A 15,894-nucleotide genomic window follows, 5' to 3' on the forward strand; every position below is an offset into this window, starting at 1 on the left:
TAGCTCCGGAACGCTCACGCCCCGTGCCATACCGTGGTGATGTTGCAGAACTCGCGGATTCCGTGCTCCGACAACTCCCGGCCGTAACCCGAGCGCTTGACCCCGCCGAACGGGAACGCCGGATGGGACGCCGTCATGCCGTTGACGTAAACGCCGCCGGCCTCCAGATCGCGTACGAAGCGATCGAGCTCGACTCCGTTGTGCGTCCAGACGTTGGAACTCAGCCCGAACGGCGTGTCGTTCGCGATCGCCACCGCCTCGTCGAGGTCCGCGGCCCGGTAGAGGGTGGCCACAGGGCCGAACGCCTCCTCCTGGTGGATGCGCATCCCCGGGGTGATGTCCGCGAGGACCGTCGGCGGGTAGTACCAGCCGGGCCGGTCGGGGCGCTCGCCTCCGCGCAGCACCCTCGCACCCTTCCCGACCGCGTCGGCGACGAGTTCCTCCAGGTCGGCGCGGCCCCGCTCGCTGGAGAGCGGCCCGACCTCGGTCTCCTCCTCCATCGGGTCGCCCACCTTCAGCGCCGCCATACCGGCCGTGAACCGCTCGGCGAACGCGTCGAACACGTCCGTGTGCGCAATGAACCGCTTGGCGGCGATGCAGGACTGCCCGTTGTTCTGGACCCGTGCCGTCACTGCGACCTCGGCGGCACGGTCGAGGTCCGCGGACGGCATCACGATGTACGGGTCGCTGCCGCCCAGCTCCAGAACCGTCTTCTTGACCTCGTCACCGGCGACCGAGGCGACAGCCCGGCCGGCCGGTTCACTGCCGGTGAGCGTGGCGGCCTTGATCCGCGGGTCCCGCAGCACCTTCTCGACCTCCCCCGAGCCGATGAGCAGGGTCTGGAAGCAGCCCTCGGCGAAACCCGCGCGGCGGAACAGATCCTCCAGGTAGAGGGCGGTTCCCGGGACGTTCGAGGCGTGCTTGAGCAGCCCCACGTTGCCCGCCATCAGCGCGGGCGCGGCGAACCGGACCACCTGCCACAGCGGGAAGTTCCACGGCATGACGGCGAGCACCGGGCCGAGCGGCCGGTAGCGCACGATCGCCCAGGAGGCCCCCGAGTCCTTCACGTCGTCATCGGCGGGCTCCTCGTCGGCCAGCAGCCGCTCGGCGTGGTCGGCGTACCAGCGCATCGCCTTGGCGCACTTCGCGGCCTCCGCGCGGGCCTGCTTGATCGGCTTGCCCATCTCGGTGGTCATCACACGGGCGATGTGCTGCTGGTCCTGGTCGAGCAGCTCGGCCGCCCGGTGCATGCGCAGTGCCCGTTCGGCGAACGTGGTCGTGCGATGGGCGCGGAACGCGGTGTCGGCGGCGGCGAGCCTGCGCTCGATCTCCTCCGCGCCCAGGGCGTCGTACGTCTTGAGCGTCTCGCCGGTCGCCGGGTTCACAGTGGCGATGGGCATGGCTGACCTCCTGGGGACAGGCTCTGTTTCGACCTTCCCGCGCGGCGGTGGCCACCGCAAACGGGCGCGGCCACGTTTCGGTTCGGCCTCCGGGGCCTCCCTTCGGCTCTCAGCCCGAGTGCTCCGCGAGCCGGTCGAGAAACGCCGCCTGCGCCGGAACGATCAGGTCCCGGGCCCGGCCGAGGCCGAACCACTCCACGCGGTCCAGCTCGGGGAACTCCTGGAACCGCCCCGACCTGGGAGGCCACTCCATGGTGAAGGTGCCCGGTTCGATCGCCGCCGGGTCCAGGTCTGCCTCGAGAGCCCAGGCCGTGACGATCTTTCCGTTGCTCTGCCGCACCTCGCCGAGCGGGATGGCCTCCCCGTCGGGCGGCGGCAGCCCCAGCTCCTCCTGGAACTCACGGCGGGCGGCCTCCCAGGCGGGCTCGTCGGGCTCGTACTCGCCCTTGGGCACGGTCCAGGCGCCGGCGTCCCGGCGGGCGAAGAACGGGCCGCCCATGTGGCCGAGCAGGACCTGCGGACCGCGTTCGGCGCGCCGGAACAACAGCAGGCCGGCGCTGCGCTTGTGCTGCCTGCTCAAGGCGCCACCTTCGGGTGGGCGGCCAGCAGTGTCTCCACGGTGTCGGCCTCCTCGGGCCGTTTGTCCTCGCGGTAGCGGACGACCCGGGCGAAGCGCAGGGTGACCCCGGCCGGGTAGCGGGTGGATCTCTGCAGCCCGTCGTAGGCGATCTCGACGACGAGTTCGGGGCGTACGGTCACACCCCAGCGGTGCTCCTCGACGGCCAGCTCCTCCAGCCGCTCGGTCTGCCAGGCGAGCATCTTGTCCGTCATGCCCTTGAACGTCTTGCCGAGCATCGCGAAGGAGCCGTCCGGGGTGCGGGCGCCGAGATGCAGATTGGAGAGCCTGCCGGTGCGGCGGCCGTGCCCCCACTCGGCGGCCAGCACCACCAGGTCGAGGGTGTGCACGGGCTTGACCTTGAGCCAGGAGGCACCGCGCCGGCCGGCGCCGTACGGGGCCTGAAGCGCCTTCAACACCACGCCCTCATGGCCTCGCTCCAGGGTCTTGGCGAGGAAGTCCTCCGCGGCGGCAGCGTCCCCGGGGTCCTCGGCCCCCGCCACGAGCGTCCGCCTTACCCGCATGGGTTCCGGTACCAGCCGGGCCAGCTCGGCGTGCCGGTCCGCGAACGGCAGGTCCAGCAGGTCCCGGCCGTCCACGGACAGCGCATCGAAGAACACGGGGGAGACGGGGACGGCCGCGGCGGCCGTCGCCACGTCCACCCGGGAGCCGACACGCCCGGCGATCTCCTGGAAGGAGCGCGGCCGCCCGTCCTCGTCCAGGGCGATGACCTCGCCGTCCAGGATGAACCGTTCGCCCGACAGCTCCAGGGCGGCGGAGGTCAGCTCGGGCAACCGGTCGGTGATGTCGTCGAGAGTGCGGGTGTACACGCGTACGTCGTCGCCGTCCCGGTGGACCTGGACGCGGATGCCGTCCAGCTTCTCCTCGACAGCGCACGCGCCCAGCTTGCCGACGGCCTCGGAGACCGAGGACGCCGTCTGCGCGAGCATCGGCAGGACCGGGCGGCCCACCGTGAGCCGGAACCGCTCGAGCGCCGCCGGACCGTCGGCTAGCAGGGCCTGCGCCACGGTCTGGAGCGATCCGGCGAGCATAACGGCCCGCCGTACGTCCGCGGGGGCGGCCCCGGTCGCCTCGGCCAGCCCCTCCACGGCATGGGCGTCGAGGGCGCCCTGGCGCACCTCACCGGTGAGCAGTCCGAACAGGAACCGCTGTTCCTCCTCGGTGGCCGCCGCCAGCAACTCGCCCACCAGCCGCCTGCGTTCGGCCTGTGAACCGGTCCCGGCGACCGCACCGATCCGGTTCAGCCGGGCGTCCACGTCGCGCACGGTCAGCGTGGGCCGGGCGGCGGGCGCGATCCCCTGATCGAGGAGCTTCCACCCGATGCCGAGCCGTCCCTGCGGCAGCCGCCCGGCCAGATAGGGGATGACGATCGGCACGTCGTCCGCCTCGGCGGCCCGGAAGAGCTCGCCAAGCAGCGCGACCTTCCGGGAGCGCGCCGAGGCGGCGGCGACCTCCTGTGACACATGGGCGAGCCGGCTCAGCAGCATGCAGTCATGGTGCACCGCAGGCGGCGGGTCTACACCCGCGCATCGGCGGGCACCGCGGCGTCGACGTCTTCGAACACGAGCTCCTTGTTGAGCGTGCCGGCCGCCATGCCACCGCCCGCCGCGGCGTTCACCACCTGCTGGGCGAAGAGCGTCGCGTTGGAGACGGTCACCTCAGACCTGCCCGATTGACAAACATGTTTGCCGAACCTGCAATGAGTTCCATGAGTACCGATGACGTTCTCGCGGGCGTCGGCCCCAGGCTGCGGCGGATCCGCAAGGAGCGGGAGGTGACCCTCGCGGTGCTGTCCGAGACGACCGGGATCTCCGTCAGCACCCTCTCCCGCCTCGAGTCGGGCCTGCGCAAGCCCAGTCTCGAACTGCTGCTGCCGATCGCGCAGGCCCACCAGGTGCCTCTGGACGAACTGGTCGGCGCCCCGCCCGTGGGGGACCCCAGGGTGCGGGTCAAGCCGATCGTCCGCAACGGCCGCACCCACTGGCCGCTCACCCGTCAGCCCGGGGGGCTGCAGGCCTTCAAGATCCTCGAACCCCAGCGCAGGCTGGAGCCGGAACCCCGGACGCACGAGGGCTACGAGTGGCTGTACGTCCTGTCCGGGCGGCTGCGGGTGGTGCTCGGCGAGCACGACGTGGTGCTCACCGCGGGTGAGGCCGCCGAGTTCGACACCCGGGTGCCGCACTGGTTCGGATCGACGGGGGAGGGGCCGGTGGAATTCCTCAGTCTGTTCGGCTCGCAGGGCGAGCGGATGCACGTCCGCGCGCGACCCGCCCGTTCGTGACGCATCCGACGGTTCCCTGAAGGGCAAGCGACCGCTTAGTATGCGACGGACCCCGGTCAGACGACGCCTGGAGGCCGCGCATGCGGGCATGGCAAGTGCACGAGAACGGCGAGCCGAGCGAGGTGATGCGGCTCCACGAGGTGGACCGGCCCACCCCCGGTGACGGTCAGGTCCTGCTGAAGGTGCGGGCCGCGAACATCAACTTCCCGGACGCGCTGATGTGCCGCGGCCAGTACCAGGTCAGGCCGCCGCTGCCCTTCACGCCGGGTGTGGAGATCTGCGGCGAGACCGAGGACGGACGTCGGGTGATCGCCAACCCCGCGCTGCCGTACGGCGGATTCGCCGAGTACGCCGTCGCCGATGCTGCGGCCGTGCTGCCGGCGCCCGAGGCCCTCGACGACGCCGAGGCGGCCGCCTTGCACATCGGCTACCAGACCGGCTGGTTCGGTCTGCATCGCAGGGCCGGTCTGGAGTCCGGCGAGACACTGCTCGTCCACGCCGCCGCGGGAGGGGTCGGCAGCGCGGCCGTGCAGCTCGGCAAGGCCGCCGGCGCCACCGTCATCGGCGTCGTCGGCGGCGCCGACAAGGCGGCCGTCGCCCGCGAGCTGGGCTGCGACCTGGTGATCGACCGGCGCGCCGAGGACGTCGTCGCCGCCGTGAAGGAGGCCACCGGGGGCCGGGGCGCGGACGTGATCTACGACCCGGTGGGCGGCGAGGCCTACACGCAGTCCGCGAAGGCCGTCGCCTTCGAGGGGCGGATCGTCGTGGTCGGCTTCGCCAGCGGATCCATTCCCAGCCCGGCCCTCAACCACGCCCTCGTCAAGAACTACTCGATCCTCGGTCTGCACTGGGGCCTGTACAACACCAAGGACCCGAAGCTCGTGCAGCACTGCCACGAGCAGCTCACCGAACTGGCTGCCCGGGGCGCCGTCAAGCCCCTCGTCAGCGAGCGCGTGCCGCTGGAGGGCGCCGCCGCCGCGGTGCAGCGCGTCGCCGACGGTGTCACCACGGGGCGTGTCGCGGTGCTCCCCGGTCTCGAGGAACTCCAGGAACTCCAGGAACTCCAGGAACTCCAGGAACTCCAGGAAGGAGGAGCGGCATGACCGACGCCGCCGAACTGCGGGAACGTACCCGGGAGCTGCTGGCCGCGCACCCACCCGCCACCATCGGCCGCCGCGACTTCCTCGAGGCCCGCTTCGACGCCGGACTCGCCTGGGTGCACTACCCGGAGGGTCTCGGCGGCCTGGGCGCTCCGCGCTCGCTCCAAGCTGTCGTCGACGCCGAGCTGGAGGCCGCGGGCGCGCCCGACAACGACCCGCGGCGCATCGGAATCGGTCTCGGTATGGCCGCGCCGACGATCCTCCGCTTCGGCACCGACGAGCAGAAGCGGCGCTATCTGAGGCCCCTGTGGGTGGGCGAGGAGGTGTGGTGCCAGCTGTTCAGCGAGCCCGGCGCCGGATCCGACCTCGCGGCGCTCGGTACCCGTGCCGTCCGTGACGACGGGGGAGACTGGGTCGTCAACGGGCAGAAGGTATGGACCTCCAGCGCCCATGTCGCGCGCTGGGCGATCCTCATCGCCCGCACCGACCCGGACATGCCCAAGCACCAGGGCATCACCTACTTCATCTGCGACATGACCGACCCCGGCGTCGAGGTCCGGCCGCTGCGGCAGGTCACCGGGGAGGCCGAGTTCAACGAGGTCTTCCTCACCGGAGTCCGGATCCCCGACTCCCGCCGCCTCGGCGAGATCGGCGACGGCTGGCGTGTCGCGCAGACCACGCTGATGAACGAGCGCGTGTCCATCGGCGGCATGCGCATCCCGCGCGAGGGCGGCATGATCGGCGCGCTCGCCAGGACCTGGCGCGAGCGCCCCGAACTGCGCACCCACGACCTGCACCAGCGACTGCTGACGCTGTGGGTCGAGGCCGAGGTCGCCCGGCTCACCGGCGAGCGGCTGCGCCAGCAGCTCTCCGCGGGCCAGCCCGGGCCCGAGGGCTCCGGCATGAAACTCGCCTTCGCCCGCCTCAACCAGGAGATCAGCGGTATGGAGGTCGAACTCCTCGGCGAGGAGGGCCTCGTGTACGACGACTGGACGATGCGCCGGCCCGAACTCGTGGACTTCACGGGCCGTGAGGCCGGCTACCGCTACCTCCGCTCCAAGGGCAACAGCATCGAGGGCGGGACCAGCGAGGTCCTGCTCAACATCGTCGCCGAGCGTGTCCTGGGCCTGCCCGCCGAGCCGCGCACCGACAAGGACGTCGCATGGAAGGACCTGTCCCGATGACGACGCAGACGACGCAGCCCGATCTGCTCTACTCGGAGGAGGAAGAGGCGCTGCGCTCCGCCCTCCGCGACCTCCTCGCCGACCACTGCGACCCGGCGGGTGTCCTCGCCCGGGTCGAGTCGGACACCCCCCACGACCGCGCGCTGTGGAAGGCGCTCGCGGAGGGCATGGGCCTGGCCGGACTGCTCGTGCCGGAGTCCCTGGGCGGTCAGGGCGCCTCGCACCGTGAAGCCGCCGTGGTGCTGGAGGAGTTGGGGCGCGCGGTCGCTCCGGTGCCGTATCTCACGAGCGCGGTGGTGGCCACCGAGGCCCTGCTCGCCTGCGCGGGCGACGAGGCGAAGAGGCTGCTGCGCGAACTGGCCTCCGGGCGGACCGTGGGCGCGCTCGCGGTCGGGCTGTCCGCCGGGCCCGACGGCGCCTACGGTGTCGTACGACAGGAGGACGGGGCGCTCCACGGGGAGTTGACCGCGGTCGCGGACGCCACCGCAGCCGATGTGCTGCTGGTACCGGCGGAGGACGGCGGCCTGTACGCGGTGGACGCACACGCAGTGACCGTCACCCCGCAGGTGTCGCTGGACCTCACCCGGCCGGTGGCCACGGTCACGTTCGACGGGGCGGCCGGCCGTCGGCTCACGGATGACGCCAGGTCGGCCGTACGCCGGGCCCTGCGCGCGGGAGCCGGTCTGCTCGCCTCCGAGCAGCTCGGTGTCGCCGACTGGTGCCTGACGGAGACCGTGCGCTATCTCAAGGATCGCAAGCAGTTCAACCGGCCCGTCGGCGGCTTCCAGGCGCTCAAGCACCGGCTCGCGCAGGTGTGGCTGGAGGTGGTCAACCTGCGGGCCGCCGCGCGGAACGCCGCGGACACCCTCGCCACGGGCAGCGAGGACGCAGCCATCGCGGTCGCCGTCGCCGAGGCGTACGCGGCACCCGTCGCCGTCCACGCCGCCGAGGAGGCCCTTCAGCTGCACGGCGGGATCGGTATGACCTGGGAACACCCGGTGCACCTCTATCTGAAGCGGGCCAAGGCGGATTCGATCGCCTACGGAACCGCCGGCGGCCACCGTGCGGAACTGGCCGAACTGGTCGGCCTCCGGCCGCCGGCGTAGACGCTCCTTCCGGACAGGCCCGTCCCCGCGCGAGGGGCGGGCCTTCTCCGTCCGCACGGTTCCGGTGAAGTGAACGAGGGGCGGCACTCCGGCCAACTCCGCACGGAAGCGGGGCCGTTGACTCGGCGGGGCCGCATACTCCCTGAGGTCCGGTACGGCCCTTCAAGGGAGGCAGAGCATGGCCCTCACCACCCGTCGCAGAGCCCTCACCACCCTCGGCGCCGCCCTCGCGGGCTCGGTCGCCCTGCCCGCCGCCCGCGCATGGGCGGGCGAGAACGCCCGCGGTCCGCGCCCGCTGTGGCGTGCCCATGCGCACAACGACTACGAGCACCCGCGTCCCCTCTTCGACGCCCTCGCCCACCGCTTCGGCAGCGTCGAGGCCGACATCTACCTGGTGGGCGACCAGCTCCTCGTCGCCCACGACCCGGTCGAACTCGACCCCCGGCGCACCCTCGAATCCCTCTACCTCGATCCGCTCGCCGACCTGATCAGGGCCAACCACGGTGTCGTGTACCGGGGTTGGCGCAGGCCCGTGCAGCTTCTCATCGACATCAAGACCGAGGGCTCGTCGACCTACCTCGAACTCGACCGCCATCTCAGGCGCCACCGGCACCTGTTCACGACGTACGCACACGGATGCGTGTACCCCGGCCCGCTCACCGCGGTCGTCTCCGGCGACCGCGCGGCCCGCGTGCCGATGGAGGCACAGACCGTGCGGCACGCCTTCTACGACGGCCGCCTCGGCGACCTCGGCAGCGCCGCGCCGGCCACCTTCATCCCGCTGATCAGCGACAACTGGACCCTTGCGTTCGGCTGGCGCGGGGACGGCCCGTTCCCCGAAGCCGAGCGGCACAAGCTCTGCGACATCGTCGCCCGGGCGCACGCACGCCGGCAGAAGGTGCGGTTCTGGGCCACGCCGGACGCGGCGGGTCCGGCTCGGGACGCCCTGTGGGGCGAACTGTTCGACGCGGGAGTCGACTACTTCAACACCGACGACCTGGCCGGCCTCGAGGCGTTCCTCGACGCTCGCCGACGGCCGTAGAACCACACGTTCGGCGGACACGTCAGCCGCACGGACCAACCCCTCGCTACGCCACACTTGCGGCCTAAAGCCGCGAAGTGGGCGTGGCGAAGGAGGTTGACGATGGCCATTTCCATCTCGGTGGTGCTGCTGCTCCTGATCATTGCGGTGATCTTCCTGCGCAACGGCGCGTTGAAGATCTCGCACGCCCTCGTCTGCCTGCTGCTCGGCTTCTTCCTGGCCAGTTCCAGCATGGCTCCGACCATTCACCAGGGGCTGGCCGCGACGGCGCAGATCGTCGGCAGTCTGCGCCCATGACCCTCAGAACCCGGAGAAGACCCCGATGCCGTCCGGAACCGGGCGCTCGGAGCCCCCGCTGGGGTGGTTGCGCACCGTCACCGAGTGCGCGCCCCGCGGCCTGACGACCAGCGTCGTGGAGCCGCCGCCGTCGAGATTGAATCCGTCCGTGGCGCCCAGCCGCCCCAGGGCCGATGCGACTTCGGCGACCGTGAGGCCACTGCGGTAGCCGGCCCCGCCGTCCAGGGCGAGGAGCAGCAGTCGGTGGCCGCCGTTGCCGATGCCCACCGCGGTACGCACGGTGGACGTCACGTCGTCCAGACCGGACAGCGGCCGGCCGTGCCGCAGCACGGGACATCCACCGATGGCGAATTGGTACGGAACCCGTGACGCGGCAGCCACCAGAGCGCTGTGCACGCGCACCGGCTCGCCCTTGTGCAGCCCGCGCAGTTGCCGCGCCCCCGCCTCCCGTCCGACCAGCACCGTGGTGCCGGAGGCGATGGAACCCGTGCCGGGCCGGCCGGCCGTGGCGACGACCCTGCCCTTTCTGATCGTCACCTCGTAGGTGTCCGAGCTGCACGGCCCGCCCCGGTCGGTGTCGGTGCCGCAGACCGCCCGCAGCCGCGAGACGGCGCCCCAGTCCGACGTGTACGCCCCGATCGATCCCTGGGGCAGCGCGTACTGGTTCAGGCCGCCGAGCTCCAGCCGTTCCCGCGGGGTGCTCACCGTGCCGTTCAGGACCAGCCGGTCGAGGCGGGCCGTGCGGTCGGCGCCCACCCCGAGCACGTCCTCGGTGCTCGTCCCCGGCGGCAGGGCGGGCCCGAAGCGCTGCCCGCGGGGGACGGCGGCCTTGAGCGTGTGCCCGCTCACGATGGCCGGGCCGACGGCCGAGCCGGTCGCCTCCACCCACGGGTGCTGGACCTCGTTGATGTTGAAGAAGTCGCCGTTGATTCCCGCGACGGCGCCCTGTGCGTCGGCGAGCCGCGAGACGGTTGCCCGGGCCGCCACCGACCCCGGGTGGAGCAGGTCGACGCGTACGTGCCGGTCGCGCAGATCCACGCTGACGAGGTGGACGTGTGCCACCCCGTGGGCGCCGGAGATGTCGAACTGCCGGTACTGGACCCCCGGTGCGACGGCCCCGGGGCCCGGCGCGCCACTGGCCGGTGTCGCCCCCGTAAGGGCCGCACCGGCCAGCGCGCTCCATGCCGCCAGAGCCGTCAGTGCCGTTCTGAGCCGTGTGTCGCGACGCGTCACGCTGCCCCCCGATGTCTCGTCAACTTCCTTAGGACTCAGGGGAAGTGCACCAGACCGCCGTGTCCCGTACGGTGTTCAGGCCTCGACAACCCGGGAACGGATGAGAAAACGCACTCCTTCGGGTGCTTCCAGGGAGAAGCCGCTGCCACGGCCGGCGACGACGTCGACGATCAGCCGGGTGTGGCTCCACACCTCGTACTGGCTCCTGGACATCCAAAAGCCCACCGGTTCGTCGACCCCGTCGACCCGCAGCTTGGCGAGCAGCACGTCCGAGCCGCCGGTGCGGAACTCGCCCTCCGGGTAGCACATGGGGGCGCTGCCGTCGCAGCAGCCGCCGGACTGGTGGAACATCAGCGGCCCGTGGACCTCCCGCAGCCGCCGCACCAGCTCGGCGGCCGCAGGCGTCAGCTCCACGCGCGGGATCCTGTCCGTGGTCACAGGACCCATCCCAGCGGACACCACGTTGCAACGACGTTGCGTGTCTCCGCCCGGGCCCGGGGACGTGCAGCCCGGGCCCGGGCGGAGCGGACCGGACACCCGTAGTTGCCCGCCCAACGCCCGTGTCGGGGAGGTGGGTTCGAACCCCTGCAGACCTGGCCGCGGAACTGCTGGGCACATGGGACTCCGACGCAGTTTCTCGCCGGGGCGACCTGCACGAGGAGTGGCGCCGGACCCACAAGTGCTCCATCTCCCAGGCGCGTTGGCCGCACACCTGCCCGGCCGGGACACCATCGAAGGGCACTCGGACGATCGGGACTTCGTCCTCAACCGGCCGTTGGCCGTTGGTGCTGCCCCAGGAAGAGATCGAGCGGATCCGGCCGCTCACGGAAGAGGGCCTGGAGGCCGGGGTGACTGTCGATCCGGTCGAGCGGAGGGCTCGGGCGGGTGTGAGCCACCAGAGCCGGGAACGGTCCGCCCGTATGCAGGCGCAGGCGCCTCGGGCGTGTGTTCGGTCGCCGACCGTGCGGCGTGGCGGTGCCTCGGCGGCACCCGTGCCCGTCAGGGAGGCCGTACGCGCCCGCGCCCCGGGCCCTCGGCCGCCTTCCGTTGCGGCTTCCCGGGCGGGGCGCGAAGATCAAAGGAGGACTTTCCGGCTACCCGAGCTGGAGTGCTGAGGTGGGTGCCATGCCGCGTCCGACGTCCGGCGGACACCGGGGCCTGCCCTCGGGGCCCGTGGCACCGAACGGCGACCCCCTGCTTGCCGCGCGGTTCAGCGTGCCCGTACCCCCTGCGACCTTCGTACGCAGACCACGCTTGACGGACCGGCTGAGCCAGGGCGTGGAAGGTCCCCTGACCCTCGTCAACGGGCCCGCCGGAGCCGGCAAGACACTGCTGGTGGCCGACTGGATCGCCGCCGGGGGAGGGGGCCGGGTGGCATGGCTGACGGTGGCGCCCGAGGACAGCGGTCCCGGCCTGTTCTGGACCTACGCGCTCGAGTCCCTGCGGCGGCACGGTCTCGCGTCCCCGGACGACATCGGCAGCCCGGCCCGCCCCGGTGAGGTCGACCACTCACTGCTGACCAGGCTCGCCGCCTGCCTCAGCCGGCAGCCGGAGCCACTGATCCTGGTCCTCGACGAGTTCGACCGGGTGGCCACCTCGTCGGAGATCGCCGAGGAACTCCAGTTCGTGCTGCGCCACGCGGGCGAGGGACTGCGCCTGCTGATCATCAGTCGCACCGAGCCCCTGCTGCCCCTGCACCGCTACCGGGCCGCCGGCGAGGTCACCGACATCCGCGGCGCCGACCTGGCCTTCCTCCCGGAGGAGACGGCCGAGCTGCTGGGCCGCCACGGTGTGCTCCTGTCGGACGACGGCACCCGGGCGCTGACGGAGCGGACCGGGGGCTGGGCCGCCGGACTGCGGCTGTGCCTCCTTGCGGCGCAGGGCGCCGACGACCCGGAGGCCTTCCTGAAGGACTTCGAGGCGGGCCAGAGCACCCTCGCCGACTACCTGCTCGCCGAGGTGCTGGACACCCAGCCGCCCGAGACCCAGGACCTCCTGCTGCGCACCAGCATCCTCGAACAGATCCATCCCGGCCTCGCGGGCGCACTCACGGGCAGGGACGACGCGGAGCCGATCCTGGCGGCGCTGCAGCGCGCGAACGCCTTCGTCGAGGCCATCGGTCACGCGTGGTACCGGCTGCACCCCCTGTTCGCCGAGATCCTCCAGGTCCATCTGCGGGTACGGCACCCCGGGCTCGAACCCGAACTCCACCGCAGGGCGGCACGCTGGCTGACCGAGGCGGGGCTGCTCGCCGAGGCCCTCCCGCACGCGGCGGAGGCGGGCGACTGGGAGCCGGTCACCACCCGGTTCATCGACGAACTGGCGATCGGGCAACTGCTGACCGGTCTCGACGCCGAACGCCTGGACGAGCTCTTCTCCCGGATGCCCTCCGATGCCACGGGACCAGCCGCGGACATGGTGCGCGCCGCCTGCGAACTGGCGCGGCACGACGTCGACCGGGGCCTTGTCCATCTGCGCCGAGCCGAGCAGGACCTGCCCGCCGAGGAGGACTCCGGCTCCGCCGCGGGGCGCTTCAGCTGCGCCCTGCTGCGCGTCCTCGCCGCCAGGATGACCGGCTCGGCCGACCTCGCAGAGGCCGCCGCCAAGGACGTGGAAGTGGCGGAACGCGCCCTCCCCGCCGAGCGTCTCGCCCAGCACCCGGAACTGCCCGCCCTGGTGCTGATGGACCTGGGATCCGCGCAGCTGTGGGCGGGACGCTTCGACGCGGCACGGTCCAGGCTGTCCGCCGCCGCTGAGGTGGCCCCCGGGCCGGAGACCGCGTTCCCGCGGCACGAGTGCCTCAGCCGGATGGCCCTGCTCGACTTCCTGCAGGGCTGGCCGTCCCGGGCCGAGACGCAGGCCCGGGAGGCGGTCGCGGAGGCCGAGCGTGCCGGGCTGCCGCCCGCCGCCCGTACCGGTGTCGCCCAGCTCGTCCTGGCCGCCGTCGCCATCGACCGGGACGAGCTCGCCGCGGCACGCGCCCACCTCGACCACGCCGCCTCCTCGGCGGTACCGCGCGATCCCCTCGTCACCGCGGGACTGGCGCTGCTCCGCTCCCGTCTGCTGCTCGCCCAGGGCCATCCACGGGCGGCACTGCGGCTCCTGGAGGGGCTCAGACAGCTGACCGCCCAGGCGCCCTCGCCCTGGCTGAGGGAGCGCACGGCTCTGACCATGTCCGGCGCTTACCTCGCCGACGGCCGCCCACGGCCCGCTCGGGAGGTGCTCGAGGCAGAGGGGACCACCGGAGCGGAGAACGTGGTGGCCGTGGCCCGGGCCCGGCTCGCCGACGGCGACGGCGAGGCGGCACTGGACCTGCTCGAGGGACTTCCCACCGGGCAGGGAGAGGGGCCGGCCATCACGGTACGGGCCCTGCTGGCGCGCGCGCAGGCGGCCGATGCCCTGGGCAACGGCCCGGAGTCCGAGCGCCTGGTCGCGCGGGCCCTGGGCGCGGCCCGGCCGGAGCTGCTGCGGCGGCCGTTCCTGGAGTCCGGGCCCTGGCTGCGGCGGCTGGCGCACCGTCGGCCCGCCCTGGTGCAGGGGCACGACTGGCTGCCTGCCTCGCTGGTCGGGCACGCCCCGGCCGCGGACGCCTCCGACGGCGGTCCCGCCCCGGTGACCGAGGCGCTCAGCGAGCGTGAACACGAGGTGCTGGAACGGCTGGCGCAGATGATGTCGACGGAGGAGATCGCCGCCGACCTGTATCTGTCGGTGAACACCGTCAAGACCCATCTGAAGAGCCTGTACCGCAAGCTCGCGGCGACCAGGAGGGGCGAGGCCGTACGCAGGGCCCGGGACCTGCACCTCCTGTGAACGAAGAACCATCAGTCCGGCATGCGGCGCATCTCCACCACCCGCAACCCCAGTGACTGGCAGCGCGCCAGCAGGCCGTACAGCTGGGCCTCATCGGTGACCTGGCCGTAGAGCACGGTCTGCTGGGGCACGACGAAGCCGTCCAGCTCCGGGAACGCCTGGGTCAGCGTCTCCGACATCTGTCCGTCGACCCGAATCTCGTATCGCATGAGGACGCTTCTTTCGCGGTCGTACGGCGCCCTGTGGCCCGGCAGCCCCCTGTGGTCCTAACCGGGAACGTTTTCGCTCCCGGCCACGCACAGGGCCCAGATGACGAACCCGTACAGCGCGATCAGGGTCAGCGACCACAGCGGGTAGTACGGGATGGACAGGAAGTTGACGATGATCAGCAGGGCCGCGATGCCCACGCCGACGGCCCTCGCCCAGGTGGCTGCCGCGAACAGGCCGATGCTCACGGCCACGGCGAGGGCGCCCAGTATCAGATGGATCCAGCCCCAGCCGGTCAGGTCGAACTTGAACACGTAGTTGGGGGTGGTGACAAAGACGTTGTCCCGGGCGATCGCCATGACTCCCCGGAAGATCGCCAGGACGCCGGAGATGAACAGCATCACGGCGGCGAACAGCGTCAGGCCGGTCGCGGCCGCCATGGCTCCGGACGAGCGGTGCGACGGGGCGGTGCTGACCATGTCGGGACCTCCATTCGTTGATCGGCTGCTGCTCACAGCCGCTCACTTAGGAGCCTGAGCTTCTGGGCCGCCGTGTTCTTCACCCGTCGGGGGTGACCGGAGGCCGACCGGGGTGAAAACGCGTGCCGACCGGGGCGGCCTCCACAGCGGGCCGCGGTTCCGGAGCCGCCGGGTATCACCCGCGGCAGGTGACACAGGGGGAAAGGCCTCTCAGGAGTGTGCGGTAGGGTTTACCTGCGTGATCACGCGGAACCCGCGCGAGACGCAACGGGACGTGGCGCAGCTTGGTAGCGCACTTGACTGGGGGTCAAGGGGTCGCAGGTTCAAATCCTGTCGTCCCGACTTGCGAAGCAGCAGGTCAGAGGTCGTATCGGAGCAGCCGATGCGGCCTCTTGACCGTTTTGGCGGCCCGGAGGGGGCCAAGCGGTCTCCCCCGCGCGGCTCCGGCCGACGATCCGCGGCGGCAGGACGCGGTGCGGGGCAGCCCGTCCCCCGGGCCACCGACCTGGCTGCGAAGCCGGTCGATGGCCTCAGTCTTCTTCTCGTTCGGTCTCGTCTGCGGGGCGCACTCTTCACCCGGTTCACTCGCTGTCATCGGCGGTCACTCCGAGGAATGCGCCGAGCCGCCCGAGGGCGCCACCTGGTCGGCCCGCCTCGCCCGCGGTGTGGATCAGGCTGGCGATCATCTCGGCCTCCTGCTCCTCAGTGGTGGTGTAACTGGTCCGGGCCATCAGGCGCTTGATCAGTTGAGGCTGGAGGCCGCTCAGCAGTCCGTTGAGCGGGTCGGCCTGCGTGGGGTCTTCCGCCCCATGGTGGTCGCACAGCATGTGGCCGAGTTCGTGGAGGATGATGTGCTCGGTGTGCAGGCGCGCGGTCCGGGCCTCGTAGAAGACGTAGTCCGCCTCGTCCGTGCTCAGCCACAGACCACAGGCTCCGGCCATCGCGATCTGCTCAGGCAGCTCCTTGAGAATGAGTGGGCGTCCCCGCCATTCCTCCACCCAATCACGTATCAGTGCAAAGGAGTTCGTCTGGGGCACGTTGAGTTCGTCGAGAATCTTCTGGCACCGACGCTGTAATCGCAGATATTCGCCGTCATATTTCACTTGCCGCCATCCCTT

Annotated in this window: 16 protein-coding genes and 1 tRNA gene; 8 read left to right on the plus strand and 9 right to left on the minus strand. The window is 71.8% G+C overall.

The window, feature by feature from the left end:
• Positions 1-14 precede the first annotated feature (14 nt).
• From AAW14_RS19210 to AAW14_RS19225, 4 genes are all read right to left on the minus strand, one after another.
• On the minus strand, positions 15-1,400 hold the full coding sequence (locus tag AAW14_RS19210) for an NADP-dependent succinic semialdehyde dehydrogenase (RefSeq protein WP_265565106.1): 1,386 nt from the start codon (positions 1,398-1,400) through the stop codon (positions 15-17).
• Between the two features lie 109 nt (positions 1,401-1,509).
• A complete protein-coding gene (locus AAW14_RS19215; protein WP_265565107.1) occupies positions 1,510-1,980 on the minus strand; it encodes an NUDIX domain-containing protein in 471 nt (156 codons plus the stop codon).
• Positions 1,977-3,524, minus strand: a complete 1,548-nt coding sequence (locus AAW14_RS19220) for an ATP-dependent DNA ligase (RefSeq protein ID WP_265565108.1) — start codon at positions 3,522-3,524, stop codon at positions 1,977-1,979. Before AAW14_RS19220 ends, AAW14_RS19215 begins: the two co-directional genes overlap by 4 nt.
• A 29-nt stretch (positions 3,525-3,553) precedes the next feature.
• Complete coding sequence (locus AAW14_RS19225; RefSeq protein WP_265565109.1) at positions 3,554-3,694, minus strand: hypothetical protein; 141 nt, start codon at positions 3,692-3,694, stop codon at positions 3,554-3,556.
• 51 nt (positions 3,695-3,745) lie between these two features.
• On the opposite strand from AAW14_RS19225, the gene AAW14_RS19230 reads away from it, so the two are divergent.
• The 6 genes from AAW14_RS19230 to AAW14_RS19255 all read left to right on the plus strand — a co-directional run bounded on the left by AAW14_RS19230 (position 3,746) and on the right by AAW14_RS19255 (position 9,047).
• Positions 3,746-4,318, plus strand: a complete 573-nt coding sequence (locus AAW14_RS19230) for a helix-turn-helix domain-containing protein (protein ID WP_265565110.1) — start codon at positions 3,746-3,748, stop codon at positions 4,316-4,318.
• 80 nt (positions 4,319-4,398) lie between these two features.
• Positions 4,399-5,421, plus strand: coding sequence for an NADPH:quinone oxidoreductase family protein (locus AAW14_RS19235; RefSeq protein ID WP_265565111.1), 1,023 nt, complete (start codon positions 4,399-4,401; stop codon positions 5,419-5,421).
• Positions 5,418-6,602 carry an acyl-CoA dehydrogenase family protein gene (locus AAW14_RS19240; RefSeq protein WP_265565112.1) on the plus strand — a complete coding sequence of 395 codons (1,185 nt, stop codon included), beginning with the start codon at positions 5,418-5,420 and terminating at the stop codon, positions 6,600-6,602. The genes AAW14_RS19235 and AAW14_RS19240 overlap by 4 nt, the downstream gene beginning before the upstream one ends.
• The gene (locus AAW14_RS19245) at positions 6,599-7,708 is read left to right on the plus strand and encodes an acyl-CoA dehydrogenase family protein (RefSeq protein WP_265565113.1); all 1,110 of its coding nucleotides are present in this window, start codon (positions 6,599-6,601) and stop codon (positions 7,706-7,708) included. The genes AAW14_RS19240 and AAW14_RS19245 overlap by 4 nt, the downstream gene beginning before the upstream one ends.
• Positions 7,709-7,886: 178 nt before the next feature.
• A complete protein-coding gene (locus AAW14_RS19250; RefSeq protein WP_265565114.1) occupies positions 7,887-8,750 on the plus strand; it encodes a phosphatidylinositol-specific phospholipase C/glycerophosphodiester phosphodiesterase family protein in 864 nt (287 codons plus the stop codon).
• Between the two features lie 102 nt (positions 8,751-8,852).
• Positions 8,853-9,047 carry a hypothetical protein gene (locus AAW14_RS19255; protein WP_265565115.1) on the plus strand — a complete coding sequence of 65 codons (195 nt, stop codon included), beginning with the start codon at positions 8,853-8,855 and terminating at the stop codon, positions 9,045-9,047.
• Between the two features lie 3 nt (positions 9,048-9,050).
• Here the strand turns inward: AAW14_RS19255 and AAW14_RS19260 are convergent, their stop codons facing one another.
• The gene (locus tag AAW14_RS19260) at positions 9,051-10,280 is read right to left on the minus strand and encodes a phosphodiester glycosidase family protein (protein ID WP_265565116.1); all 1,230 of its coding nucleotides are present in this window, start codon (positions 10,278-10,280) and stop codon (positions 9,051-9,053) included.
• 75 nt (positions 10,281-10,355) lie between these two features.
• Positions 10,356-10,718 carry a DUF779 domain-containing protein gene (locus AAW14_RS19265; protein ID WP_416223335.1) on the minus strand — a complete coding sequence of 121 codons (363 nt, stop codon included), beginning with the start codon at positions 10,716-10,718 and terminating at the stop codon, positions 10,356-10,358.
• Positions 10,719-11,405: 687 nt separating this feature from the next.
• Between AAW14_RS19265 and AAW14_RS19270 the strand changes: the two genes are divergently transcribed.
• Entirely contained in the window at positions 11,406-14,090 is a 2,685-nt protein-coding gene (locus AAW14_RS19270; RefSeq protein ID WP_265565118.1) for a LuxR C-terminal-related transcriptional regulator, read from the plus strand.
• Between the two features lie 11 nt (positions 14,091-14,101).
• On the opposite strand, the gene AAW14_RS19275 is transcribed toward AAW14_RS19270, so the two are convergent.
• Together AAW14_RS19275 and AAW14_RS19280 are read right to left on the minus strand one after the other, a co-directional pair.
• Complete coding sequence (locus AAW14_RS19275) at positions 14,102-14,299, minus strand: hypothetical protein (protein ID WP_265565119.1); 198 nt, start codon at positions 14,297-14,299, stop codon at positions 14,102-14,104.
• Positions 14,300-14,356: 57 nt separating this feature from the next.
• Positions 14,357-14,776, minus strand: coding sequence for a hypothetical protein (locus tag AAW14_RS19280; RefSeq protein ID WP_265565120.1), 420 nt, complete (start codon positions 14,774-14,776; stop codon positions 14,357-14,359).
• Positions 14,777-15,044: 268 nt separating this feature from the next.
• Here AAW14_RS19280 and AAW14_RS19285 point away from each other — a divergent pair.
• Positions 15,045-15,118, plus strand: a tRNA-Pro gene (locus AAW14_RS19285).
• Between the two features lie 239 nt (positions 15,119-15,357).
• On the opposite strand, the gene AAW14_RS19290 is transcribed toward AAW14_RS19285, so the two are convergent.
• On the minus strand, positions 15,358-15,717 hold the full coding sequence (locus AAW14_RS19290) for a hypothetical protein (RefSeq protein WP_265565121.1): 360 nt from the start codon (positions 15,715-15,717) through the stop codon (positions 15,358-15,360).
• Positions 15,718-15,894 lie beyond the last annotated feature (177 nt).

It is taken from the genome of Streptomyces hygroscopicus (assembly GCF_026168105.1).
In the GTDB taxonomy this organism is placed as follows: Bacteria; Actinomycetota; Actinomycetes; order Streptomycetales; family Streptomycetaceae; genus Streptomyces; species Streptomyces hygroscopicus_D.

What these genes read in the sequence shown, in the direction of transcription:
- AAW14_RS19220 (WP_265565108.1), bottom strand. Translation starts at nt 3,524, where the DNA reads ATGCTGCTGAGCCGGCTCGCCCATGTGTCACAGGAGGTCGCCGCCGCC.
- AAW14_RS19250 (WP_265565114.1), top strand. Translation starts at nt 7,887, where the DNA reads ATGGCCCTCACCACCCGTCGCAGAGCCCTCACCACCCTCGGCGCCGCC.
- AAW14_RS19290 (WP_265565121.1), bottom strand. Translation starts at nt 15,717, where the DNA reads ATGGCCGGAGCCTGTGGTCTGTGGCTGAGCACGGACGAGGCGGACTAC.
- AAW14_RS19210 (WP_265565106.1), bottom strand. Translation starts at nt 1,400, where the DNA reads ATGCCCATCGCCACTGTGAACCCGGCGACCGGCGAGACGCTCAAGACG.
- AAW14_RS19255 (WP_265565115.1), top strand. Translation starts at nt 8,853, where the DNA reads ATGGCCATTTCCATCTCGGTGGTGCTGCTGCTCCTGATCATTGCGGTG.
- AAW14_RS19245 (WP_265565113.1), top strand. Translation starts at nt 6,599, where the DNA reads ATGACGACGCAGACGACGCAGCCCGATCTGCTCTACTCGGAGGAGGAA.
- AAW14_RS19230 (WP_265565110.1), top strand. Translation starts at nt 3,746, where the DNA reads ATGAGTACCGATGACGTTCTCGCGGGCGTCGGCCCCAGGCTGCGGCGG.
- AAW14_RS19270 (WP_265565118.1), top strand. Translation starts at nt 11,406, where the DNA reads ATGCCGCGTCCGACGTCCGGCGGACACCGGGGCCTGCCCTCGGGGCCC.
- AAW14_RS19275 (WP_265565119.1), bottom strand. Translation starts at nt 14,299, where the DNA reads ATGCGATACGAGATTCGGGTCGACGGACAGATGTCGGAGACGCTGACC.
- AAW14_RS19240 (WP_265565112.1), top strand. Translation starts at nt 5,418, where the DNA reads ATGACCGACGCCGCCGAACTGCGGGAACGTACCCGGGAGCTGCTGGCC.
- AAW14_RS19235 (WP_265565111.1), top strand. Translation starts at nt 4,399, where the DNA reads ATGCGGGCATGGCAAGTGCACGAGAACGGCGAGCCGAGCGAGGTGATG.
- AAW14_RS19280 (WP_265565120.1), bottom strand. Translation starts at nt 14,776, where the DNA reads ATGGTCAGCACCGCCCCGTCGCACCGCTCGTCCGGAGCCATGGCGGCC.